Annotated in this window: 19 protein-coding genes; all 19 read right to left on the bottom strand. The window is 68.4% G+C overall.

The annotated features are described in order from the left end of the window. Positions 1 to 36: 36 nt before the first annotated feature. The 19 genes from JJQ90_RS23640 to JJQ90_RS23550 all read right to left on the bottom strand — a co-directional run bounded on the left by JJQ90_RS23640 (position 37) and on the right by JJQ90_RS23550 (position 22,876). A complete protein-coding gene (locus JJQ90_RS23640) occupies positions 37 to 441 on the bottom strand; it encodes a hypothetical protein (protein WP_216878745.1) in 405 nt (134 codons plus the stop codon). Positions 442 to 704: 263 nt separating this feature from the next. Then, the gene (locus tag JJQ90_RS23635) at positions 705 to 1,493 is read right to left on the bottom strand and encodes a cold-shock protein (RefSeq protein WP_216878744.1); all 789 of its coding nucleotides are present in this window, start codon (positions 1,491 to 1,493) and stop codon (positions 705 to 707) included. 102 nt (positions 1,494 to 1,595) lie between these two features. Next, complete coding sequence (locus JJQ90_RS23630; protein WP_329959507.1) at positions 1,596 to 2,870, bottom strand: NAD(P)/FAD-dependent oxidoreductase; 1,275 nt, start codon at positions 2,868 to 2,870, stop codon at positions 1,596 to 1,598. Then, positions 2,867 to 3,277, bottom strand: coding sequence for an AtzH-like domain-containing protein (locus JJQ90_RS23625; protein ID WP_216878743.1), 411 nt, complete (start codon positions 3,275 to 3,277; stop codon positions 2,867 to 2,869). The genes JJQ90_RS23630 and JJQ90_RS23625 overlap by 4 nt, the downstream gene beginning before the upstream one ends. A 63-nt stretch (positions 3,278 to 3,340) precedes the next feature. Continuing rightward, on the bottom strand, positions 3,341 to 4,075 hold the full coding sequence (locus tag JJQ90_RS23620; protein WP_216878742.1) for an alpha/beta hydrolase family protein: 735 nt from the start codon (positions 4,073 to 4,075) through the stop codon (positions 3,341 to 3,343). After that, a complete protein-coding gene (locus tag JJQ90_RS23615; RefSeq protein WP_216878741.1) occupies positions 4,065 to 4,862 on the bottom strand; it encodes an FAD binding domain-containing protein in 798 nt (265 codons plus the stop codon). Before JJQ90_RS23615 ends, JJQ90_RS23620 begins: the two co-directional genes overlap by 11 nt. Before the next feature lie 17 nt (positions 4,863 to 4,879). Next, positions 4,880 to 7,267 (bottom strand): xanthine dehydrogenase family protein molybdopterin-binding subunit, encoded by a 2,388-nt coding sequence (locus tag JJQ90_RS23610; protein ID WP_216878740.1) that lies wholly within the window; start codon positions 7,265 to 7,267, stop codon positions 4,880 to 4,882. 99 nt (positions 7,268 to 7,366) lie between these two features. Then, positions 7,367 to 7,873, bottom strand: a complete 507-nt coding sequence (locus JJQ90_RS23605; RefSeq protein WP_216878739.1) for a (2Fe-2S)-binding protein — start codon at positions 7,871 to 7,873, stop codon at positions 7,367 to 7,369. A gap of 112 nt (positions 7,874 to 7,985) precedes the next feature. After that, positions 7,986 to 9,032: an ABC transporter ATP-binding protein gene (locus JJQ90_RS23600; RefSeq protein WP_216878738.1), complete on the bottom strand. Its 1,047-nt coding sequence runs from the start codon at positions 9,030 to 9,032 to the stop codon at positions 7,986 to 7,988. Next, entirely contained in the window at positions 9,029 to 10,021 is a 993-nt protein-coding gene (locus JJQ90_RS23595) for an ABC transporter ATP-binding protein (protein ID WP_216878737.1), read from the bottom strand. Before JJQ90_RS23595 ends, JJQ90_RS23600 begins: the two co-directional genes overlap by 4 nt. 5 nt (positions 10,022 to 10,026) lie before the next feature. After that, positions 10,027 to 10,935, bottom strand: a complete 909-nt coding sequence (locus tag JJQ90_RS23590; RefSeq protein WP_457851895.1) for an ABC transporter permease — start codon at positions 10,933 to 10,935, stop codon at positions 10,027 to 10,029. Continuing rightward, on the bottom strand, positions 10,932 to 11,873 hold the full coding sequence (locus JJQ90_RS23585) for an ABC transporter permease (protein WP_216878736.1): 942 nt from the start codon (positions 11,871 to 11,873) through the stop codon (positions 10,932 to 10,934). Before JJQ90_RS23585 ends, JJQ90_RS23590 begins: the two co-directional genes overlap by 4 nt. A 72-nt stretch (positions 11,874 to 11,945) precedes the next feature. Beyond that, positions 11,946 to 13,538 carry an ABC transporter substrate-binding protein gene (locus JJQ90_RS23580; protein ID WP_216878735.1) on the bottom strand — a complete coding sequence of 531 codons (1,593 nt, stop codon included), beginning with the start codon at positions 13,536 to 13,538 and terminating at the stop codon, positions 11,946 to 11,948. A gap of 164 nt (positions 13,539 to 13,702) precedes the next feature. Beyond that, a complete protein-coding gene (locus JJQ90_RS23575) occupies positions 13,703 to 15,286 on the bottom strand; it encodes an ABC transporter substrate-binding protein (RefSeq protein WP_216878843.1) in 1,584 nt (527 codons plus the stop codon). Positions 15,287 to 15,293: 7 nt separating this feature from the next. Then, complete coding sequence (locus tag JJQ90_RS23570; protein ID WP_230410934.1) at positions 15,294 to 16,853, bottom strand: ABC transporter substrate-binding protein; 1,560 nt, start codon at positions 16,851 to 16,853, stop codon at positions 15,294 to 15,296. A gap of 226 nt (positions 16,854 to 17,079) precedes the next feature. Next, entirely contained in the window at positions 17,080 to 18,672 is a 1,593-nt protein-coding gene (locus tag JJQ90_RS23565) for an ABC transporter substrate-binding protein (RefSeq protein WP_216878733.1), read from the bottom strand. 111 nt (positions 18,673 to 18,783) lie between these two features. Continuing rightward, positions 18,784 to 20,385, bottom strand: coding sequence for an ABC transporter substrate-binding protein (locus JJQ90_RS23560; RefSeq protein WP_216878732.1), 1,602 nt, complete (start codon positions 20,383 to 20,385; stop codon positions 18,784 to 18,786). A gap of 125 nt (positions 20,386 to 20,510) precedes the next feature. After that, on the bottom strand, positions 20,511 to 22,025 hold the full coding sequence (locus JJQ90_RS23555) for an aldehyde dehydrogenase family protein (protein WP_216878731.1): 1,515 nt from the start codon (positions 22,023 to 22,025) through the stop codon (positions 20,511 to 20,513). A 2-nt stretch (positions 22,026 to 22,027) separates the two neighbouring features. Continuing rightward, a complete protein-coding gene (locus JJQ90_RS23550; RefSeq protein WP_216878730.1) occupies positions 22,028 to 22,876 on the bottom strand; it encodes an NAD(P)-dependent oxidoreductase in 849 nt (282 codons plus the stop codon). Between the last annotated feature and the right edge of the window lie 22 nt (positions 22,877 to 22,898).

The raw sequence follows: 22,898 nt of genomic DNA, 5'->3' as shown, positions 1-22,898 counted from the left end.
ATTGGTGAGCGTGTGGTGCGTCGCTCCAGGCGCGCCTCAGCGCCGCGACTGGCGGCGCAGCAGGGTGCCCAGGCGTTCCCCCTCATTGCCGCGATCGGCGTCGTGGATCGGGGCCGGCTCGGGCAATCCCTGCTCACGCGGATCGGTGGGCTCCGAATCCGCCGGGCTCTGCCCGAGGGCACGTTCCAGCGCATCGCGCAGTGCCGGGAGCTCGCCGCTCTGGCGGGCGCGTTCGGCGGCGATGGCGACGATGCCGGCGACGGCCTGCACCATGCGGGCATGCTGGCCTGAAACGGGCGTGCTGCGTGGCACCGGGCGTGGCGCGGCGCCGTCGAGCCAGGAAATGCCCATGCGCAGGACCGGGTCGTAGAACAGCCCGGCTTGACGGGGTGGCAGGCTTGGGCAGGTCAGGGGCAAAGGCTCAAGACGGGTCGATGACATGGCGTGGTTCTCCGGGGTCTTCCCGTGGATCGTCCCGACATCCGGCGCATCGGCCGTCGCGGTGGCCCTACACTCCCCGTAAACCGTGAACAGTGCGTAAACGAATCAGATGCGATGCGCGCCTCAGGCGAAAAAGATGAATTGAACGCAAAGACCCCGGCCGATTTCCCGGCCGGGGTCCCGCAGGCGACGCCAAAAGCGTGATGATTTGTAGGCTTGAGCCACCGAGGGGTCAGACCCACGCAACCCAGAAGGGAAGTGGCCTATTCCTTCATATTGACGGCCTGGCGGCCACGCTGGCCGTCACGCACATCCAGCGCCACCTTCTCGCCCTGCTGCACATCGGCGCGGCCGGCGCGCTGAAGGACGGAGGAGTGCAGGAACACGTCCTGGCCCCCATCTTCCGGCGTGACGAAGCCGAAGCCGCGCACCTGGTCGAACCACTTCACCGTGCCGCTGACGGCATAGGTCGGGCCACCTTCCTCGGCGCGGTCGCGGCGCGGCGGCGGACGGTCACCGAAATTGCCACGCGGCGCGCCGAAGCCGCCCCCGGCACCGCCGCCATAGCCCCCACCACCAAAGCCACCCGGCGCACCACCGAAGTCACGACGCGGCGGACGATCGCCGAAGCCGCCCGGAGCGCCGCCAAAGTCGCGGCGCGGCGGACGATCCCCGAAACCGCCCGGGGCGCCGCCGAAGTCGCGGCGCGGCGGACGATCGCCGAAGCCGCCCGGGGCGCCACCGAAGTCGCGGCGCGGCGGACGGTCGCCGAAGCCACCGGGGCGCGGGCCCCTGTCACCACCGCCCGGACCCTTGATCACGGAATAGATCCGCGTGACGAGGCGCCGGCCCTGACGGTCCGTCCCGATCTCGCAGTTCAGCTTGTCGCCGGTATCCGGCGGCTCGATGCCCGCCTCGGTCAAGGCCGAGGCGTGGAAGAAGACGTCCTGTCCATCCGGTCCCAGGACGAAGCCGAAACCCTTGCGGGCATTGTACCACTTCACTTCGGCTTCGACGGACCCGGCGCCGCCCTGCTCGTTGTCGGGAAACACGATCTTATGCAATCCGTACTGGTGGACACGACCCGACACGATGCAGGGCCGCCACCATGCAAGATTGCACCAGGTAGCAAGAAAAACCAGCGAAAAGCGCGATTATCCGAAGCGCGATGGCCGGAATGGTTCGATGGCGAGCGCAGGGGACCTTCCGGCGAGCAGATCGACCACCGCCGTGGCCGTGCGTGGTGCCGCCACCAACCCGACATGGCCATGGCCAAAGGCGCAGAGCACATCCGGGGAGGCGCCGGCGGGGCCGATGCAGGGCAGGCCATCGGGCATGGAGGGGCGGTGCCCCATCCACATCCTCACCCGGCTGGCCGGCAGGTCGCGCGGCAGGCCCGGGAAGCTGCGCAGAAGATGGTCGCGCAGGATCTCCGCCCGCTTCCAGTTCGGCGCCGCCTCCAGCCCCGCGATCTCCACCTGGCCGGCGCAGCGCAGGCCACGATCGGTCCAGGTGATCGACATCTTGCCGTCATAGGGCATCATCGGCGTGCGCGGCCCGACCTCTGCATCCGCCACCATGGCGTGGTAGCCGCGCTCCGTCTCCAGCGGCACCTTCGACCCCGCAGCGGCGGCGAGGTGCTTCGAATAGGCGCCGGCCGAGATCACCGCGCGGTCGCAGGCCACCTCCCCGCCTTGGGTCAGCACGGCCTTCAGGCGCCCGCCCTCGATCCGGAAGCCCGTCGCCTTTTCCCGCCGCAATTCCGCGCCTTCGGACCGGGCCAGCGCCACCAGGGCGGCGACATAGCCGCCCGGATCGCGGCAATGCCCGCCCTCCTCCACCAATGCGCCGAAGGTGTAGCGACGGTCGAGTTCCGGCTCGCGCTGGCGCATCTCATCGGCGCCGAGCTCCAGCCATTCGATGCCGACCTTCTTCCGCACCCGCCAGGCCAGCGCCTCGGCCTCGAATTGCTGCCGGTTCTCGTAGATGTAGACCAGGCCGCGCTGTTCGATCAGCGCGCCGACGCCGGCCTGTTCCGCCAGGTCCTTGTGCAGCGCCGGGGAGCCCACCAGAAGCGGCCGCAGGGCGCGCGCCGTGGCCTCCACCTTCGCCTCGGTCCACCCTGCCCAGAGGTAGCGCGCCAGCCAGGGCAGCACCTTCGGGAAATAGGACCAGCGGATCGCCAGCGGCCCCAACGGGTCGGCCAGGAATTTCGGCACCTTCTTCCACAGGCCGGGGCTGGAGGGCGGGATCACCGACATCGGGCTGAGCCAGCAGCCATTGCCATAGCTCGCCGCCTGTTCCCCGCCCGGCTCGCCGGGCTCCAGGATGGTCACCCGGTAGCCTTCCCGCAGCGCCCCCAGCGCCGTCGCCGCGCCGATGATGCCCGCGCCGATCACCACCACATGCATCTGTCTGTCGCCACTCACCGCTGATCCCCCATGACCCGCGCCGGATCGCCGCCGGCCAGCAGCGAGACATGTGCCGAGACCACCCGCCACCCCTCCCCCGGGATTCGCGCCATGATCTTGGTCTCGCGGCCGATCAGCCCGGTGCCGATGCGCTCATACTCCAGATGCGTCGCGGCCACATCCGGCCCAAAGGCGGTGATCCGCACCTGGCGCTGGATGCGCTGGGCATAGGCGGTGACGGAGGCGCGGAAGGCCCGGATCGCCTCATGGCCATAGAGGATCTCGGCGATGCCGAAGCGCACGGTGCGGGGATCGGCCCAGAAGATGGCGTCGAGGGTCTCGGTCTGGTTCGCCATCAGCGCCGCCTCGTAGCGGTCGAACACCGCCCGCACTTCGGCGATCACCGCCGGGTCGTCGATCCGCACATCCACTCTCCTTCAGCCCCGGCGCAGCCTGCCGGCTGGGCTGGGGCTTGGGAAGAGTTCGGCTCAGGCCGCGGCGACGGTGGCGGGCCGGCGTGGCACGGCGACCAGGGCCTTGCGCTGCGCCAGCGTGGTCTCCACCAGCCGGCGGAAATGTGGAAAGTCGCGGATCAGATAGGCATGCGCCTCCTCCGCCGCCTGTTCCAGGTTCAACGCCATGCCCGGCGCGGTCAGCCAGAAGCCGAACAGCCGGCGCATCGCGTCCAGATCCATCGGATGGCGGCTGTGCAGCACCGTCAAGGCCGCCTGGCGTGGACCGGGCGGTAGTTCATCCAGGTTCACGCGATGGGGAATGCGCAGGATATTGGTGCGCAGATCGGACCAGGCGAAGGTCGCCGCCGAATCGAGGTTGACCTGCGGATTGGAGACGACGCAGCTCGCCCCCAGCTCGATCGCCCAACGCAGCGCCGCATAGCCGCCCATGGATGAGCCGAAAAGCAGGATCTTCGTGGGATCATAGCCCTGCACCAGCTCACGCAGCAGCGCCCCGAAACGGGCGCCGCCATCCTGGTACAGGTAGTAGCCGTTGGAGGGATCCCGGAAGGCCAGCACATCCATCGGCAGCCAACGATGGACCGCCTCCAGCGAGGCGTAGCGCGCGCCCGTGTTGTGCGTGGCGAAGGTGACGATCAGCCGGCCATCGGTATTGGCCGGGTTGCGCAGATGAAGATGCAGGATGTCGTCGGTGGCGCGTTCATGCCGCGCCACCAGTTCGTCATGGGACGGAGTCTCAGCCGGCATCCACCACCGCGCGCTTGGCCATCACCGTCACCAGATGGGCGCGGTATTCGGCGCTGCCGTGGATGTCGCCATTCATCAGGCCGGCATCGACCTTCACCGCCGCCACGGCATCCGGCGACCAGTTGGCGGCGAGCGCCGCTTCCATCGCCTTCTCGCGGAACACGCCATTGGCGCCGGCGCCATTCACCGCGACCCGCACGCCCGCCGCGCCCTTGGCGACGAAGACGCCCGCCATGGAATAGCGGCTCGCCGGGTTGCGCATCTTGGCGTAGCCGGCCTTTTCCGGAATGGGGATGTGGATCGCCGTCACCAGCTCCCCCACCTCCAGCACCGTGGTGAACATGCCGTTGAAGAATTCATCGGCCGGGACCGTGCGCTTGTCGGTCTGGATGGTCGCCCCGAGCGCCAGCAGCGCCGCCGGATAATCGGCCGAGGGATCGTTATTGGCGACGGAGCCGCCCATGGTGCCGCGATTGCGCACCTGGGTGTCGCCGATGGTGTTCGCCATGGCGGCCAGCGCCGGGATGGCGGCCTTCACCTCGGCCGAGGTCGCCACCTCGAAATGCCGGGTCAGGGCGCCGATCACCAGCTTGTCGCCTTCCCGCTTCACGCCGCGGAGTTCGGCGATGCCGGAGAGGTCGACCACGGCGGTCGGCTTGTTCAGCCGCAGCTTCAGCGCCGGCAGCAGGGTCATGCCGCCCGAGATCGGACGCGCTTCGGGGTCGGAGGCCAGGATCTTCACGGCATCCGCGACCGAGGCGGGCTTGTGGTAGGCGAAATCATACATGGTCCCGAATCCCCTCTCTATTCCGCCGCGAGCCTGTGGCTGTTGACGATGCCCCAGATCTTCTGCGGCGTCGCCGGCATTTCCACATGGCGCACGCCATAGTCACGCAAGGCATCCACCACCGCATTCATCACCGCCGGCGGCGAGCCGATGGCCCCCACCTCGCCACACCCCTTCACCCCGAGCGGGTTGTGGGTGCAGAGCGTGGTATGGGTGGCGACGCCGACATCCGGAAGGTCGCCGGCCCTCGGCATGGTGTAATCCATGAAGGAGCCGGAGACGAGTTGCCCGGAGGCATCATAGATCGCCGCTTCCAGCAGCGCCTGGCCGATGCCCTGGGCGACGCCGCCCTGCACCTGGCCCTCGACGATCATCGGGTTGATGACCCGGCCGACATCGTCCACCGCCGTGAAATTCAGCACTTCCGTTCGCCCCGTCTCCGGGTCGATCTCGACCTCGCAGATATGGCAGCCGCCCGGATAGGTGAAGTTCTTCGGGTCGTAGAAGGCCGTCTCTTCCAGCCCCGGCTCGATCTCATCGATCGGGTAGTTGTGGGGGACGTAGGCGGCCAGGCTGATATCCGTCAGGGACTTGGTCTTGTCCGTGCCGGCCACCCGGAAGGTGCCGCGCTCGAACTCCACATCCTCGACGCTGGCTTCCATCAGATGGGCGGCGATGCGCTTGCCCTTGGTGATGATCTTGTCCATCGCCTTGTCCATCGCGGACCCGCCCACGGCCAGCGACCGGCTGCCATAGGTGCCCATGCCGAAGGGCACCTTGGCGGTATCGCCATGCACGATGTCCACATTCGCCGTCGGCACGCCGAGCTTGTCGGCGACCAACTGGGCGAAGGTGGTCTCATGCCCCTGCCCATGGCTATGCGCGCCGGTCAGCACGGTGACACTGCCGGTCGGATGCACGCGGATGGTGCCGACCTCATAGAGCCCCGCCCGCGCGCCGAGCGAGCCCACGACGGCGGAGGGCGCGATGCCGCAGGCCTCGACATAGGTGGAGATGCCAATGCCGCGCAGCTTCTTCCGAGATTTGCTCTCGGCCCTGCGGGCTTCGAACCCCGCCCAGCCCGCCGTCTCCAGGCAGGCCGCGAGCGTCGAATGGTAGTCGCCGCTGTCATATTGCAGGGCGACCGGCGTCTGGTAGGGGAACTGGTCCGGCCGGATGAAGTTGCGCCGGCGGAACTCGACCTTGTCGAGCCCGGCCTCGGCGGCCGCCACATCCATCAGCCGTTCCAGCAGATAGGTCGCCTCCGGCCTCCCGGCGCCGCGATAGGCATCGACGGGGACCGTGTTGGTGAAGACCGCCTTCACCTCCGCATAGATCACCGGCATGGCATACACGCCCGACAGCAGCGTGGCGTAGAGATAGGTCGGCACGCAGGGTGCGAAGGTGGAGAGATAGGCGCCCATATTCGCCAGGGTGTGCACCTTCAGCGCGAGGATTTTTCCCTCCGCATCCAGTGCCAGTTCAGCGGCGGAGACATGGTCGCGGCCATGGGCGTCCGACATGAAGGATTCAGACCGCTCGCAGGTCCATTTGACCGGCCGCTTCACCTTGCCGGCGGCCCAGGTGACGATGGCCTCCTCGGCATAGTGGTAGATCTTGCTGCCGAAGCCGCCGCCGACATCGGGCGCCACCACGCGCAGCTTGGATTCGGGGATGTGCAGCACGAAGGCGCCCATCAGCAGCCGGATCACATGCGGGTTCTGGCTGGTGGTGTAGAGGGTGTAGTCGCCGGAAAAGCTGTCGAAATCGCCGATGGCCGCGCGCGGTTCCATCGCATTCGGCACCAGGCGGTTGTTCGTCGTCTCGAACGTCACCACCCGCGCGGCGCGGGCGAAGGCGGCTTCCTGCGCCGCCTTGTCACCGATGTGCCAGTCGTAGCAGAGGTTGCCCGGCGCGGCCTCATGCACCTGCGGCGCATCCGGCTGAAGCGCGGCCACGGTGCCGGAGACGGCGGGCAGCGGCGTGTAGTCGACAATGATGGCTTCCGCCGCATCCCGCGCCTGGGCCTTCGTCTCCGCGATCACCACCGCCACCGGGTCGCCGACATGGCGCACCTTGCCCAGCGCCAAAGCCGGATGCATCGGCTCCGCCATCGGGGAGCCGTCCTTGCTGTGGATCTGCCAGCCGCAGGGGATGCCGCCGATGGATTCGGCCGCCATGTCCTCCCCCACGAAGATCGCCTTGACCCCCGGCATCGCCTTGGCAGCGGCGGTGTCGATGCGGTCGATGGTCGCATGGGCATGCGGGCTGCGCAGCATCACGGCATGGGTCTGGCCTGGCCGGTTGAGGTCATCCACATACTGCCCTCGGCCCATCAGGAACCGGAAATCCTCCTTGCGGCGCAGGCTGGCGCCGATGCCCTCGAAGGGCGTCACCACGTTCATTGCTTGATTCCTCCCCGTCGCGTTGCAACAGGCTGGCCCGCCGCGGTGCCCCCTCTATCGGGGGGCTAGGTCCGCGGAGCACCCAACCGGAGTCCCGGCCTATTCGGCGGCGGCGCGCACCAGTTCCGGCACGCGGCCCTGCATCACATCCTGTGCGGCGGCGATCGCCTTCACGATGTTGTGGTAGCCGGTGCAGCGGCAGAGATTGCCCTCCAGCCCCTCCCGGATCTCCTTCTCGGACATGCCGTCGGGATGCTTGTTCACCAGGTCGATGGCGGACATGACCATGCCGGGGGTGCAGAAGCCGCACTGAAGCGCATGGTATTCCCGGAAGGCTTCCTGCATCGGATGCAGCGTGCCGTCGGCGGCCGCCAGGCCCTCGATGGTGGTGATGTCGCTGCCGTCGCATTGCACGGACAGGATGGTACAGGACTTCACGCTGTCCCCGCCCATATGGACGACGCAGGCGCCGCACTGGCTGGTATCGCAGCCGACATGGGTGCCGGTGAGACGAAGCTGTTCCCGCAGTGTCTCCACCAGCAGGGTGCGGGCCTCGACCTCCACCGTGTGTTTCGTGTCGTTGACCGTCAGTGTCACCTGCGGCATCGCGCCTCTCCCCCAGATTTGGCCTCTGCGGCCACCGATTGGGGTGGCCGCCCTGATGGGGGGAGAGTCGTCCCGGCACCGCGCCTCGTCAAGCGTGGCGATGGCGAAACCGTCAGCCGACGGCGAGAAGCGCCGCGCCCTTGGCCCCCGAGAGCGGATTTTCCGCCGCCGAACGGTCATGCAGGTGGCAGGCGCTGACATGCCCCTCCCCCATCGCATCCGCAATCGGCCGCAGCACAGGCTCCTCCACCCGGCAGCGGTCGAAGGCATAGGGGCAGCGGGTGTGGAAGCGGCAACCCTTGGGCGGGTTGATCGGGCTGGGCACGTCGCCCTTGAGAATCACCCGCTGGCGCTGGATGCCCGGCGTCGGCTGCGGCACGGCTGAGAGCAGCGCCTCCGTGTAGGGGTGCTTCGGCGCACCGAACAGGCTGCGCCGCGGCGCCACCTCCACGATCTTGCCCAGATACATCACGGCGACGCGGTGCGTCATGTGCTCGACGATCGCCAGGTCGTGGCTGATGAACAGCATCGCCAGGCCGAGTTCCTTCTGCAGGTCCTGCAGCAGGTTGACGATCTGCGCCTTCACCGAGACGTCGAGGGCGGAGACCGCCTCGTCGCAGATGATCAAATCCGGCTCGCCCGCCAGCGCCCGGGCGATGCCGATGCGCTGCCGCTGCCCGCCGGAGAATTCATGCGGCCAGCGATTGATCGCATCCTTCGGCAGCCGGACCTTGTCCATCAGCGCGACCAGCCGCGCCTCCAGATCGGCGGAGCTGTTGGAGAGGCCGAAATTGCGGATCGGCTCGGCCAGGATGTCCCGCACCCGCATGCGCGGGTTGAGCGAGCTGAAGGGGTCCTGGAAGACCACCTGCATTCGCCGCCGCATCGGCCGCAAGGTGCTGCTCGGCATGTCGTCGATACGGGTGCCGCCCAGGATCACCTGGCCGTCGGTCAGCGGGAACAGCCGCAGCAGCGCCTTGCCGACGGTGGACTTGCCGCAGCCCGATTCGCCGACCAGCGACAGCGTCTCCCCCTTCGCGATGTCGAAGGAGATGCCGTCCACCGCATAGACCTTGGCGGTGACGCCGCCGAAGAACCCGCCATGGATCGGGAAGTGCTTCTTCAGGTCGTTGACCTGCAACAGAGGGGCAGTGCTCATGCGGCGAGTGCCCCTTCACGCAAGGCATAATGACAGGCGGCGACATGGCCCGGGGCCTTCTCCTCCAGCGCCGGGGCGATGGCGGTGCAGAGGTCGGTGGCGTGCGGGCAGCGGCTGGCGAAGACGCAGCCGGGGATCTTCTGCTTCAGGCTCGGCACCAGGCCGGGGATCTCCGCCAGCCGCGTCGCCTCCCCGGTCAGGGAGGAGCCCAGCTTCGGCACGGAGCCGAGCAGGCCCTGCGTGTAGGGGTGACGCGGGCGGTTGAACAGCGCATGCACCGGCGCCTCCTCCACCTTCTTGCCCGCATACATCACCACCACCCGCTCCGCGACCTCCGCCACCACGCCGAGGTCGTGGGTGATGAGGACGATGGCAGCGCCGACGCGGTGCTTCAGGTCGCGCATCAGGTCCAGGATCTGCGCCTGGATGGTCACGTCGAGCGCCGTGGTCGGCTCATCCGCGATCAGCAGCTTCGGATTGCAGGCCAGCGCGATGGCGATCATCACGCGCTGGCGCATGCCGCCCGAAAGCTGGTGCGGATATTCGCGCACGCGCCGCTTGGCTTCCGGGATGCCGACCAGGTTCAGCATCTCCACCGCCCGATCCTCGGCCGCCTGGGCGGACAGGCCCTGGTGCAGGCGCAGCGTCTCGCCGATCTGGCGGCCCACGGTCAGCACCGGGTTCAGGCTGGTCATCGGCTCCTGGAAGATCATGCTGATCTCGTTGCCGCGGATCGCCCGCATCTCCTTGTCGGTCGCTTCCAGCAGGTTCTTGCCGTTGAAGCGGATGGCACCGGCGATCTTGCCGGGCGGCTCCGGGATCAGCCGCAGGATGGACATGGCGGTCACGGACTTGCCGCAGCCGCTCTCCCCCACGATGGCCAGCGTCTCACCGGCATTCACATGGAAGGAGACGCCATCGACGGCGCGGTTGATGCCGTCGGGCGTGCGGAAATGCGTCTGCAGCGCATCGACTTCGAGAAGTGCCATGTCGGTTAGAGCCTCTTGGCCATGCGCGGGTCGAGCGCATCGCGCAGCCCGTCACCCAGCAGGTTCACGGCCAGCACGGTGATGGACAGGAACAGCGCCGGGAAGAAGACGATGTAGGGCTTCACCTGCCAGAGCGCGCGGCCCTCGGCCATGATGTTGCCCCAGGACGGGATGATGGGCGGCGTGCCGGCGCCGATGAAGGACAGGATCGCCTCCGTGATCATGGCGCTGGCGCAGATATAGGTGGCCTGCACGGTCATCGGCGCCAGCGTATTCGGCAGGATGTGGCGGATGATGATCACCGGCGTGCGCGTGCCTGAGGCGACGGCCGCATCGACATAGGGCTGCTCTCGCAGGCTGAGCACCACGCCGCGCACCAGGCGGGCGACGCGCGGTACTTCGGCCACCGTGATCGCCAGGATCACATTGCCGACGCTGCCGCGGGTCAGCGCCATCAGCGCGATCGCCAGCAGGATCGAGGGGATGGACATGATGCCATCCATGATCCGCATGATGATGCTGTCCGCCACCCGGATGAAGCCGGAAATCAGGCCGATGAACAGCCCGATGGCGGAGGCGCAGATCGCGACCGCGAAGCCCACCGTCAGCGAGACGCGGGCGCCATACAGCACACGCGAATAGATGTCCCGCCCCAGCATGTCGCTGCCGAACCAGAACTGCGCCGAAGGCTCCCGCGTGCGCAGCGCCGGCGCCAGCGACGTCGGGTCGCGCGTGAAGAGGAAGGGCGCGAAGACGGCAACGAAGATCATCAGCAAGACCAGCAGTCCGCCGATCGCGATGGTCGGGTTGCGGCGCAGGAAGCCAAGGGCGCCACCACGCGCGCGCACCGGCGGCATGATGTCCTGCATCGGCACCGCGGCGTTCACGCCGGGTGGCAAAGTTGTGGTGCTCAATACCGGATCCTCGGGTCGAACAGGGTGTAGGCCAGGTCGATGGCAAGGTTGACCAGCACATAGACGAAGCTGAACAGCAGCACGACGCCCTGAATGACCGGGTAGTCGCGCCGCAGGATGGCATCCACCGTCAGGCGACCAAGGCCCGGGATGGCGAAGACGCTCTCCGTCACCACCGCGCCACCGATCAGCCCGGCCAGGCCGATGCCGATGATGGTGATGATCGGCACCGCCGCGTTCTTCAGCGCATGCACGAACAGGATGGCCCGCTGCCCAAGCCCCTTGGCCTTGGCGGTACGGATATAGTCCTGCTGCAGCACCTCCAGCATCGTGGCGCGGGTGATGCGGGCGATCAGCGCGATATAGACGGAGCCGAGCGCGATGGCGGGCAGGATCAGGTTCTGCAGCCACGGCCAGAAGCCGCGGGAGAAGGGCGTGTAGCCCTGGACCGGCAGCCAATCGAGTTCCAGCGCGAAGATATAGGCCAGCATATAGCCGACGACGAAGACGGGCACGGAGAAGCCGAGCACCGCGAAGGCCATGACCGCGCGGTCGATGGTGGTGCCCTGCCGCCAGGCCGCCACGACGCCCATCGGCACGGCGACGGTGATGGCCAGGATCAGCGTGACGATCATCAAAGACAGCGTGGGCTCGATGCGCTGCTGAATCATGGTGCTGACCGGCAGGTTGGTGAAGATCGAAACGCCAAGGTCACCGCGCGCAATATCCCAGACCCAGGCCCCGAACCGCACCAGATAGGGACGGTCGAGGCCGAGGCTGGCGCGGATGCGCTCCACATCGTCCGGCGTGGCCTGGTCTCCCGCAATCACCGCGGCCGGATCGCCCGGCGCGATATACAGAAGCGAGAAGACGAACAGCGCGACGATCGCCATCACCGGGATGGTGGCGAGTACTCTTCGGACAATATAGGCGAACATCCGCTTATCAGACCTTTCGGTTCATCAGGGCGTCCGGACCAGCCTTTCGGCTGGTCCGGACGCGGCCGGTCATCAGGCCTTGTTGACACCCCAGAAGAAGGGCAGCGGGCCCTTCTGGATGCCGGAGACATTGGCGCGCCAGGCGGTATAGCCCAGGAAGAAGCCGGTCGGCGCATAGACCACGTCGTCGATTGCGGAGGTGTTGATCTTGTCCATCGCCACCTTCTCGGCCGCGGCATCGGCGGCGGAGAACCATTCCGCCACCCCGTCCTCGACGCCCTTCGATTCGGGCCAGCCGAACCAGGCATTCTGACCAGTGCCGCGCACGGCATTGTAGGCGGCCGGGTTCACGCAATCCGCGCCCGCGTGCCAGGTGTGGAACATGCTCCAGCCGCCATTCGCCGGCGGGTTCTTCATGGCGCGCCGCTGGCCGGTGGTGCCCCAGTCGGTCGCGACGAAATCGACATTCATGCCCATGCGCTTCAGCAGGTCCGCCGTGATGTCGCCCTGCGCCTTCGTGATCGGCTGGTCCTGCGCCACGATGCAGATCACCGGCTCGTTGTTGTAGCCGCCTTCCTGCAACAGGCGCTTGGCCAGGTCCATGTTGCGCGGACCCTTCAGGATGTCGCCGCCCGCTTCCGTATAGGCTGGCGTGCCCGGTGTGAAGAAGCCCGGCAGCGGCTTCCACAGCGCATCATCCGTGCCGACGAGCGCGCGCATGTAGTCTTCCTGGCTCATCGCCGCGAGAACCGCCTGGCGGATCTTCTTGGAATTGAAGGGCGCATGCAGGTGGTTCATGCGGAAGCTGCCGATATTGCCCAGCGGATCGGCGATATCCAGGCGGATATTCCGGTTGCGGCGCATCAGCGGCACCAGGTCGGTGATCGGGTTCTCCCACCAATCCACTTCGCCGTTCTGAAGCGCGGCGGCGGCGGTCGCCGGGTCCGGCATCACCACCCATTCGACGCGATCGACACCCATCACCTTGCCGCCCGAGAGCCAGCTCGGCGCACCCTGCCGCGGCACATACTGGTCGAACTTCTGGAAGACGGCGGAGGCGCCGGGCACCCATTCGTTGCGGATGAAGCGCATCGGGCCGGAGCCGACATATTCGTCGATCTGGGTGAAGCTGTCGAACTTGGTGGCGATCCGCTCCGGCATGATGAAGCAGATCGGCGTGTTGGTCTTGCCGAGCGCGTATTTCAGCTTCGGATAGGGGCTGCCCAGCACCCAGCGGAAGGTGGTGTCGTCGACCGCCACCAGCTCCTTCTGGATGGCGCGCACCATCTGGCCCATCGGGTCGCGCGGCGCCCAGCGGGCGATGGAGGCGACCACGTCCTTGGCCAGGACCGGCGTGCCGTCATGGAAGCGCAGCCCGGCGCGCAGCTTGAAGGTCCAGGTGAGACCATCGGAGGAGACCGTCTCCCCCTCCACCATCTGCGGCAGCGGCTCCAGCTTGTCGTTCACGCCATACAGCGTGTCCCACACCATGGCGGAGGCGTTGCGCACGACATATTGCGTGCCCCAGATCGGGTCGAAATTGGCCAGATTGGCCTGCGGCACGAAGCGCAGCGTCCGCGCATTGGCGCCCTGCGAGAGCGCCGGGGCGGCATAGCCCCCCGAAACCGCCACGGCACCGGCCTTGAGAAACGACCTGCGATCCATTTTTCGAATTCCCTTGCCCCCAGCCGCCCCAATTACGGGCAGACTGCCTTATCCCTGTGCGGCACGCCAGCGTCCCCGAGCGGTTCTCCCCCGGACTGCGCACCTGCGGAGGTTGCGGTGCACATCCCGTGCCATTCCTGGCAAGGCTGTGATGCCATGCGGGATCAGGCGCGGCGGACGCCCCAGAACAGCGCCGGGCCGCCCTTCACCACCCCGGTCAGGCTGCGGCGGAAGGCCATGCGCGGTCGCACCTGGCCGAGCGGGATGAACGGCACCTCCTGCCACACCACCCGCTGCATCTCCTCCGCGATCCGGCGTTCGGCGGCGAGGTCGGGTGCCTCGAACCAGGCCTCCCGCAGCTCCTCCAGCCGGGGAATCGTCGGCCAGCCGGCCCAGGCGGCGCTGCCATGACCGCGAATCGGCTGATGGCTGCCGGGGACGGAGACGTCGAAGCCCTCCCAGGTCGTGCAGAAGGCGCTCCAGCCGCCCTGGTCCACCGGGCCGCGATTCGTGCGGCGCTGGATATGCGTGCCCCAGTCCATCGATTGCAGATCGACATTGAAGCCGATGCGCCGCAGCAGATCCGCCGCCACCACGGACAGGTTCTGCAGGATCGGGATATCGGTGCCCGAGAGCATCGCCACGCGCTGCCCCGCATAGCCCGAGTCGCGCAGCGCGCGCTGCGCCGCCGCCAGGTCGCGCGGACCCGACAGCACCTCCAACCCTGCCTCATTCGCCAGCGGCATGCCCGGTGTGAAGGCACCGGCCGGCACATGCGACATCTCCGGATCCGTGCCGATCGCCGCATCCATGAAGGCGCGCTGGTCGAGCGCCGGCAGGATGGCGCGGCGCACCGCGGGATTGTCGAAGGGCGGATGCAGGAAGTTGAAGCGCAGCACGCCCAGATTGCCGGCGGCGCTGACCATCTCCACCGCGATGTCCCGGTTGCGGCGCAGCAGCGGCAGCAGGTCCGACAGCGGCGTTTCCCACCAGTCGACCTCGTTGTTCTGCAGGGCCGCGGCGGCGGTGGAGGGGTCCGGCATCACATGCCATTCGACCCTGTTGAAATGCACGGGCTTGCCGCCCGCCATGAAGTCGGTCGGCTCATCGCGTGAGGTGTAGCCATCGAACTTCGCATAGACGATGCGGTCGCCGGAGCGGAATTCGTCGCGCAGGAAGCGGAACGGCCCGCTGCCCGTGAAATCCTGAATCTGCTGGAAGGGATCGGTCTGTGCCACCCGTTCCGGCATGATGGCACAGATATTCGCCGAGGGTTTCCCCAGGGCGAAGGCCAGCCCCGGCCAGGCCTTCTTCATGCGGATTTCGAAGCGCGTATCGTCGATCGCGCGCATCCCCTCCAGCAACCCGTCCAGCCGTTGCCCCAGCACATCCCGCTTAGCCCAGCGGGCGATGGAGGCGACGCAATCCCGCGCCAGCACCGGCGTGCCGTCATGGAAGCGCAGCCCTGGCCGCAGCGTGATGGTCCAGCGCCGCCCCTCGTCGCTGATCTCATGCCCCGCCGCCATCTGCGGCTTCGGCTGGAAATCGGCGCCGAGGCCGTACAGCGTGTCGTAGATCATCAGCCCGTGGTTGCGCACCACGACGGCGGTCGACCAGACGGGATCGATGTTGGAGAGATTGGCCTGCGGCACGAAGCGCAGCGTGCTTGCCGCCTGTGCCGACGCCAGGCGGGGCGCGACCAGCGCCGCACCTGCCGCCCCCAGTACGCCACGCCTGGTCGTCTGCATCATGGGATCACGCCTTGCCGATGTTCCAGAACACCGTGGCCGGCGCGCGGAACACGCCGGTGACGTTGCGGCGCCAGGCACTCGGCTGCCAGTAGAAGCCGAGCGGGATGTAGTACATCGACTCCATCGCCTTGGCGTTCAACTGCTCCGCGATCCGCCGGCTTTCGGCCGGGTCACCGGTCTGCACCCATTCCCCGCGCAGGCGCTCGATCTCCGGCTCATCCGGCCAGCCGAACCAGGCATTCGCCGCATTGGCCCGCAGGAACAGGTGGTAGACCGGCAGGGCCAGAGACTGGCCGGAGGAGGTGGTGTGGATGATGCTCCAGCCACCACGCTCCACAGGCTCCTTGCTGGCGCGGCGCTGCACCAGCGTGCCCCAGTCAGTGGAGATCACCTCCAGGTTCATGCCCATGCGCGTCAGGATATCGGCGGTCACCAGCGACAGCGCATTGATCTGCGGATAGTCGCCCGGCGCGATCAGCACCACCTTCTCGCCATTGTAGCCGGCGGCGGCCAGCGCGGCCTTGGCACGCTCGATGTTCCGGGTCTTCAGCACCTCGCTGCCACTCTCATTGGCCAGCGCCGTGCCGCAGGTGAAGACGCCCTCGCAGACGCCCCAGCCATCCGGGTCATTGCCGGCGACGGAGCGGAGGTAGTCGCGCTGGTCCACCGCCATGGCCACCGCACGTCGGATGGCGGGATTGTTGAAGGGCGGCTGCAGGGTGTTGAAGCGGCAGACACCGTAGGTGCCGTCCAGCAACCGCTGCTGCACCACCATCTCCCGGTTCCGCCGCATCAGCGGCAGCAGGTCGTGCAGCGGATATTCCCAGTAGTCCTGCTCGCCCTGCATCATCGCATTCGCGCTGGTCGCCGGGTCGGTGATGATGGTCCATTCGACGCGGTCGATATTCGGACGGCGGCCGCCGGCCAGGCCATCCACCGCCTCCTGCCGCGGCACATAGGCTTCGTTCTTCGCCCAGACGGCGCGCTGGCCGGGGTTCCATTCGCCGGGGACGAATTTGAACGGGCCGCTGCCCACCGTCTCCCGGATCTGGGTGAAGGCGTCCGTGCTGGCGATGCGTTCCGGCATGATGAAGCAGGGGAACTGCGTCTGGCCGAGCGCCATGGTCAGCAACGGCACCGGCCGGTGCAGGCGGAAGCGGAAGCGGCGGTCATCCATCGCCTCCACCTCCGCGACTCCGGCGCTGAGGACCTGCATGAAGGGATCGCGCCGCGCCCAGCGCTTGATGGAGGCGACGGCATCCTTCGCCAGCACCTTCTCCCCATCATGGAAGGCGAGGCCTTCGCGCAGGGTGAAGGTCCAGGTGAGCTGGTCGTCGGCGACGGTCCAGCCTTCCACCATCTGCGGCTTGATCGCGCCGCTGCTGTCCTGCGCGCAGAGCTGGTCGTAGATCATGAAGGCGTGGTTGCGGGTTACCACCGCGGTGGTCCAGACCGGGTCGACCGAAGTCAGGTTCGCCTGGGGAATCACCCGCAGGCTGCGCTGCGCCCCACCCTGCGCCGAAACCACGCTGGGGGCCGCCACCGCCGCGGCCGAAGCCGCCATAAGTCCACGCCTGCCGATCATTGATGAAGTCCCCTTTTGGTTATGTGTTGCCCCAGCCCCAGCGGCTGACCCATGAGATCGGCGGCTGACGGCCGGTCGCGGATTCTTCAGCCTGGCCGGGGCCAAACCGCCGATGCAGGTTGCATCGGCAAGTTGCCGGACACCGTCCCACTTCGGGATGCAAATGACGCCACGGACCGACCGGTGGATCTTCTGGGTCGGGATATCAGTCGCGCTTGATGCCCCAGTACAGCGCAAGGCCGGGCACGCGGCCCGAGAGGTTGCTGCGCAGCGCCGTCAGCGAAAGGTAGGCGCCGACCGGAATGTAGGGCAGTTCATCCATCGCCACCTCCTGCATCTCGCGCCCCAGGCGCTGTTCGGCGGCGACATCCGGCGCCTCGAACCAGGCGTCGCGCAACTCCTCCAGCTTCGGGATGCTCGGCCAGCCGAACCAGGCGCCGGCGCCATTGCCGCGCAGCGGGAAATGCGCCGCGGGGTTGGCGAAGTCGAAGGAGGAGAAGGCGGTGAACAGCATGCTCCAGCCGCCGGCGGAAACCGGCTCCCGCGATGTGCGGCGCTGCACCGTGGTGCCCCAGTCGGTCAGCACGATGTCGGCGTTGAAGCCCATCCGGCGCACCAGATCCGCACCCACCTGCGTCATCGCCGAGGGGGCGAGGATATCGGTCGGGCCGATCAGGCGCATCGACTCGTTGGCGTAGCCGGCCTCCTGCATCAGGGCCTTGGCCCGGTCGATGCTGCGCGGCCCGGTCAGCGCCGCCATCGCCGCGTCGTTCGCCATCGGCGTGCCCGGCGTGAAGAAGCCGGTGGCCGCGTTGAAATTGGCCGGGTCGGTGCCGACGATGGCCTGCATGAAGTCGGACTGGCTGATCGCCGGCAGCATCGCCTGGCGCATCTTCTTGTTGTTGAAGGGCGCGTGCAGGTGATTGAAGCGCAGGATGCCGGTCAGCGGCAGCGGGTCGATCGCCTCGATCTTCACATTGCGGTTGCGGCGCAGAAGCTGCTGGATCTCCGGCGGCGGCTGCTCATACCAGTCGATCTCGCCGGTCTGGATCGCGGCGGCGGCGGTCGCGGCATCGGTGATGATGTGCCATTCGACGCGATCGAAATTCACGATCTTCGGCCCCGCCGTCAGGCTCGGCGTGCCGGTGGAGACCGGCACGTAGTCGGCGTTGCGGGTGTACACGACCATCGAGCCGGAATTGTATTCATCCGCCTTGAAGCGGAACGGCCCGCTGCCCACGGCCTCGCGGATCTGGGTGAAGGCATCCGTGCTGGCGAGGCGTTCCGGCATGATGAAGGCCGGGCTGTTGGAGACCTGGCCGAGGGCGGCGAACAGCAGCGGAAAGGGCCGCTTCAGGTTGAACTGCAGTCGCTTGTCGTCCAGCGCCGTCAGCGAATCCGTCAGCGAGGCCAGCTTCTGGCCGAAGGGGTTGCGCTTCATCCAGCGGGAGACGCTGGCCACGGCATCCTTGGCCAGGACCGGCGTGCCGTCGTGGAACTTCAGCCCGTCGCGCAGCGTGATGATGATGCGGCGCCCGCCATCCTCAGACACATGGCCCGCGGCCATCTGCGGCTGCGGGCGGAACTGCGCGTCCAGCCCATACAGCGTGTCATAGATCATGTGCCCGTGGTTGCGGGTGATATTCGCCGTGGTCCAGACCGGGTCCAGGCTCGTCAGATTCGCCTGCGGCACCATCTTCAACACGCGATTCTGCGCCGGCTGCGCGATGGCGAAGCTTGGCAGTGCGGCTGCACCGCCAATAGCTGCGCCCGTCCTCAGCAGGTCCCTGCGAAGCATACCAGTCTCCCGTTCAAGCCTTCCCGAGAACGGATCAGACCAGCCCTGGCCGCATCCTGCAAGCCGTAACCGAATGGGAGGAGCACCGCAGCGCCCCTCCCCGCCCTCGCATCAGCCGCGCTGCACGTTCCAGAACAGCGGCAGGCCCTTCAGCACGCCGGTCAGGTCGCGCCGATACGCCGTCGCCTGGAAGTACTGGCCGAGCGGCAGATAGGGCACTTCCTGGAAGGCGACTTCCTGGATCTGCCGGCCGATGGCCTGCTGCGCGGCGAGGTCCGGCGCCTCGAACCAGGCGACGCGCAGTTCCTCGATCTTCGGGATGGTCGGCCAGCCGAACCAGGCCTGCTGGCCATGGCCGCGCAGGCTCTGGTGAACGCCCGGATTGAACATGTCGAGGCCGGACCAGAAGGTGCAGAACATGCTCCACCCGCCACGCTCCCCCGGCTCCCGACTCGCCCGCCGCTGCACCACGGTGCCCCAGTCGGTGGAGACATAGTCCACATTCATCCCGGCGCGCCGCAGCATGTCGTTGGTGACCTGCGCCAGCGCGTTCAGCGAGGGGAAGTCCGACGCCGCGATCAGCGTCACCTTCTCCCCATTATAGCCGGCGGCGGCCAGTTCGGCTTTCACCTTGTCCATGTCCCGCGGGCTGGTGATGGCGCCCAGCCCGGCATCGGAGGCCAGCGGCGTGCCCGGCGGGAAGAAGCCGATGCCCTCGCGCCACAGGCTGCGGTCGGTGCCGATCACCGCGGTCATGAAATCCGCCTGGTTGATGGCGCCGAGCAGCGCGCGGCGCACCGCCGGCTTGTCGAAGGGCGCGTGCAGGTGGTTGAAGCGGGCGATCGCCATCAGCCCGGTCGGGTCCGGAATCTCCAGCACGACATTGCGGTTGCGGCGCAGCAGCGGCTGCAGGTCCCCGGTCGGCTGTTCCCACCAATCCATCTCGCCATTCTGCAGCGCCGCCGCGGCGGTCGCGGCATCCGGCGTCACGTGCCATTCCACGCGGTCGAATTTTGCCAGTTTCGGCCCGGCGGTCCAGCTCGCCGTGCCCTCGGGGCGCGGCACGTAGTCGGCGAAGCGCTCATAGACCACGCGGGCGCCCGGCACGCGCTCCCCGGCCACGAACTTGAACGGCCCGCTGCCGATCAGGTCGCCGGTGATCGGCGTGGTGGGGGATTGGCTGGCCAGGCGCTCCGGCATCATGAAGGCGACGGGGGTGGAGGGCTTGCCCAGTGCCTCGAACAGAAGGGGGAAGGGCTTCTTCAGGCGGAACAGGATGGTCTTGTCATCCGGCGCCGCCAGCTCATCCGTCTGCGCCATCAGCACCTGGCCCAGCGCGTCGCGCGCCGCCCAGCGGCGGATGGAGGCGACGCAGTCCTTCGCCGTCACTGCCGTGCCGTCATGCCATTTCAGCCCCTCGCGCAGCGTGATGGTGACGCGCTTGCCGTCATCCTCCACCGAGTGGCCCTGCGCCATCTGCGGCTGCGCCTTGTAGTCGGCATCGAAGCCGTACAGCGTGTCCCAGATCAGATAGGCATGGTTGCGGGTGACATAGGCGGTGGTGACGATCGGGTCGGTCACCGCCAGGTCGGCCTGGGGGATGAACTTCAGCACCCGCGCCGCGGCGGGGGTGCCCTGGCCGAAGGCGGGGGCACCCAGGGTGGAAGCGCCGAGCGCCGCACCGGCGCCGGTCAACAGATGGCGTCGCAGCATCTTCTTTCACTCTCCAGACGTCTGGCGCAGTTTCGCGCCGCATTGAAACCGCGCGGCGGGGCGCCGCGTGAAACCTCGGGGCACAGGGAACAGTCTTCCCCGTCCCGATGCAAGCACCGCAACAATCAGGCGGGGCGATGGCCGAAGCCGAGCGCGGGCGTCTCCGCGGTCTCGATCCAGACGGCCTTGGACTGGGTATAGGCGGCCAGCGCCTCCACGCCGGAGGACCTGCCATGCCCGCTGGCCCCGAAGCCGCCAAAGGGCACCGAGACATGGATGGTGCCATAGCCATTCACCCAGAAGCTGCCCGCCCGCACCCCGGCGGCGACACGATGCGCGCGCCCGAGATCGCGGGTCCAGACCGCGCCGGCCAGGCCGTAGGGGGTGGCATTGGCCATCGCCACGGCCTCTGCCTCCTCCTCGAAGGGAATCGCGGCGACGACGGGGCCGAAGATTTCCGTCTGGGCAGCGCGCGCCTGGTTCGACAGGCCGGCGAGGATGCTGGGCATCACCCAGAAGCCGTCGCGCGGCAGGCTTTCGGCACGGGACGCGGCCAGCAGGGTCGCACCCTCCGCCACGCCGGCCGCCACCAGTTCCTTCACATGGGCGTATTGCCGCGCGGTGGCCAACGGCCCGGCCTCCGTCGCCGCATCCAGCGGATCGCCCAGCCGGATCCTGGCGGAGGCCTCGGCCAGCATCTCCACGAAACGGTCATGCACGGAACGCTGCACCAGCAGGCGCGACCCGGCGACGCAGCTCTGGCCAGAGCTCGCAAAGATGGCCTGCTGGGCGCCCTGCACGGCGGCCGGCAGGTCGGCATCGGCAAAGACGATATTGGCGGATTTCCCGCCAAGCTCCAGCACGCAGGGGATCATCCGCGCAGCGCAGGCGCCGGCGATGCGGCTGGCACTCGCCGCGCCACCGACGAAGGTCACCATCGCGACCTCCGGCGCCGCCAGCAGCGCCTCCCCGCTCGTGGCGCCGAGGCCGGCCACCACCTGCACCAGGCCACGCGGCAGCCCGGCCTGCACCGCCAGCAGCCCGAAGGCCAGGGACGTCAGCGGCGTGTATTCCGATGGCTTCAGCACCACGGCGTTGCCTGCCGCGATGGCCGGCAGCACGTTCCAGCCGCAGGTGAAAAGCGGCGCGTTCCAGGGCGTGATGGCCAGCACCACCCCCATCGGTTCCCGCCGGATGAGCACCGTGTGGCCGGAGGGCACGGGCACCGTCCGCCCCTCGATCTTGTCGCACCAGCCCGCCCAGTATTCCGCCATCTCGGCAACGCGGGAAACCTGCGCGCGGCAGTCGCGCAGCGGCTTGCCGGCATTGGCGCATTCCAGCCGCGCCAAGGCCTCCGCATTCTGCCGGACCAGCGCCCCCAGCGCCCAGATGCGCCGGCCGCGTTCGGCGGCGCTCAGCGCCATCCATTCCCGCTGCGCCCGGGCCGCGCCTGCCGCCGCCTGGCGCGCCACTTCGGCGCCGGCATCGGCGTAGCTGGCCATCACCTGGCCGGTGGCCGGATCCTGCAGGGCGATCGCCGCCCCCTGCCCCTCCAGCACCTCGCCTTGGACCACGCTGCCAATCCGCCCGCCGAGCAGCCGCACCACGTCTTCCGCCAGCACCGCCTTCGCGTCGAACATGTTCACGAGCCTCCCAGGATGGCGGCCGGGACGTGGTTGAAGTCCGCGGCGTCGTCGACCGCGCTGGCCTCCCACCGTGCCACCGCCGCCTCGCACAGCGGAAGCTGAGCACCGACATCCACGGCCAGCGCCTGGGCCAGCCGCACGTCCTTCCGCATCAGCCCGGCCGAGAACCCCGAATCGAAACCACCCGAGAGGATCCAGCGCGGAAAATTCACCTCCGTCGCGGCGGAGCGGCCGGAGGCCGCATTGACCACCGGCAGCAAGGCCTCCGGCGCCACCCCGGCCAGCGCGCCCAGGCGCAGCGCCTCCCCTGCCACAGCCAGATGCGTCGCCACCATCAGGTTGTTCACCAGCTTGGCCACCTGCCCGGCCCCCGCCGCGCCGACATGCACCAGCTTCGCCGCCACCAGCGCCAAGGCCGGCCGGGCGCGTTCGATCGCCGCTGCCTCGCCGCCCAGCATCATCGCCAGCGTCCCCGCCGCCGCGCCGGCCGGCCCGCCGGAGACCGGCGCATCCAGGTAATCCACCCCCCAATCCGCCGCGGCACCCGCGAAACGCCGCGCCGCCTGGGGGTCGAGCGTCGAGGTATCGGCGATGACGGCGCCCTTCGGCAGCGCCGGCAGCAGCCCCAGCAGCACCGACTCCACCGCCCGGTCCTGCGGCAGGGAGAGCAGCACGACCGGCGCGGCCGTGCCTTCCACCGCCTCGGCCAGCGTCACCCCCCGGGCTTGCGCCGCGGCGCGGCGGCCGGCATCCAGGTCGAAGCCCAGCACCTCCGCCCCTTGGTCCACCAGCCGCCCGGCCATGGCCAGGCCCATCTGCCCCAATCCCACGACGCCGATCCGCATTCGCCACCTCGCTCGATCCCGT

The organism is Falsiroseomonas oleicola (genome assembly GCF_019029495.1).
GTDB classification, from domain to species: domain Bacteria; phylum Pseudomonadota; class Alphaproteobacteria; order Acetobacterales; family Acetobacteraceae; genus Falsiroseomonas; species Falsiroseomonas oleicola.
Note: the sequence above shows the minus strand (reverse complement) of the source record. Positions and strands in the feature narration are given on the sequence as shown.

Coding starts and splice junctions, on each gene's coding strand:
- JJQ90_RS23610 (WP_216878740.1), bottom strand. CDS start 7,267: ATGAACGTGGTGACGCCCTTCGAGGGCATCGGCGCCAGCCTGCGCCGC.
- JJQ90_RS23615 (WP_216878741.1), bottom strand. CDS start 4,862: ATGTATGATTTCGCCTACCACAAGCCCGCCTCGGTCGCGGATGCCGTG.
- JJQ90_RS23550 (WP_216878730.1), bottom strand. CDS start 22,876: ATGCGGATCGGCGTCGTGGGATTGGGGCAGATGGGCCTGGCCATGGCC.
- JJQ90_RS23570 (WP_230410934.1), bottom strand. CDS start 16,853: ATGGCGGCTTCGGCCGCGGCGGTGGCGGCCCCCAGCGTGGTTTCGGCG.
- JJQ90_RS23640 (WP_216878745.1), bottom strand. CDS start 441: ATGTCATCGACCCGTCTTGAGCCTTTGCCCCTGACCTGCCCAAGCCTG.
- JJQ90_RS23560 (WP_216878732.1), bottom strand. CDS start 20,385: ATGCTGCGACGCCATCTGTTGACCGGCGCCGGTGCGGCGCTCGGCGCT.
- JJQ90_RS23565 (WP_216878733.1), bottom strand. CDS start 18,672: ATGCTTCGCAGGGACCTGCTGAGGACGGGCGCAGCTATTGGCGGTGCA.
- JJQ90_RS23595 (WP_216878737.1), bottom strand. CDS start 10,021: ATGGCACTTCTCGAAGTCGATGCGCTGCAGACGCATTTCCGCACGCCC.
- JJQ90_RS23575 (WP_216878843.1), bottom strand. CDS start 15,286: ATGCAGACGACCAGGCGTGGCGTACTGGGGGCGGCAGGTGCGGCGCTG.
- JJQ90_RS23580 (WP_216878735.1), bottom strand. CDS start 13,538: ATGGATCGCAGGTCGTTTCTCAAGGCCGGTGCCGTGGCGGTTTCGGGG.
- JJQ90_RS23585 (WP_216878736.1), bottom strand. CDS start 11,873: ATGTTCGCCTATATTGTCCGAAGAGTACTCGCCACCATCCCGGTGATG.
- JJQ90_RS23605 (WP_216878739.1), bottom strand. CDS start 7,873: ATGCCGCAGGTGACACTGACGGTCAACGACACGAAACACACGGTGGAG.
- JJQ90_RS23600 (WP_216878738.1), bottom strand. CDS start 9,032: ATGAGCACTGCCCCTCTGTTGCAGGTCAACGACCTGAAGAAGCACTTC.
- JJQ90_RS23620 (WP_216878742.1), bottom strand. CDS start 4,075: ATGCCGGCTGAGACTCCGTCCCATGACGAACTGGTGGCGCGGCATGAA.
- JJQ90_RS23555 (WP_216878731.1), bottom strand. CDS start 22,025: ATGTTCGACGCGAAGGCGGTGCTGGCGGAAGACGTGGTGCGGCTGCTC.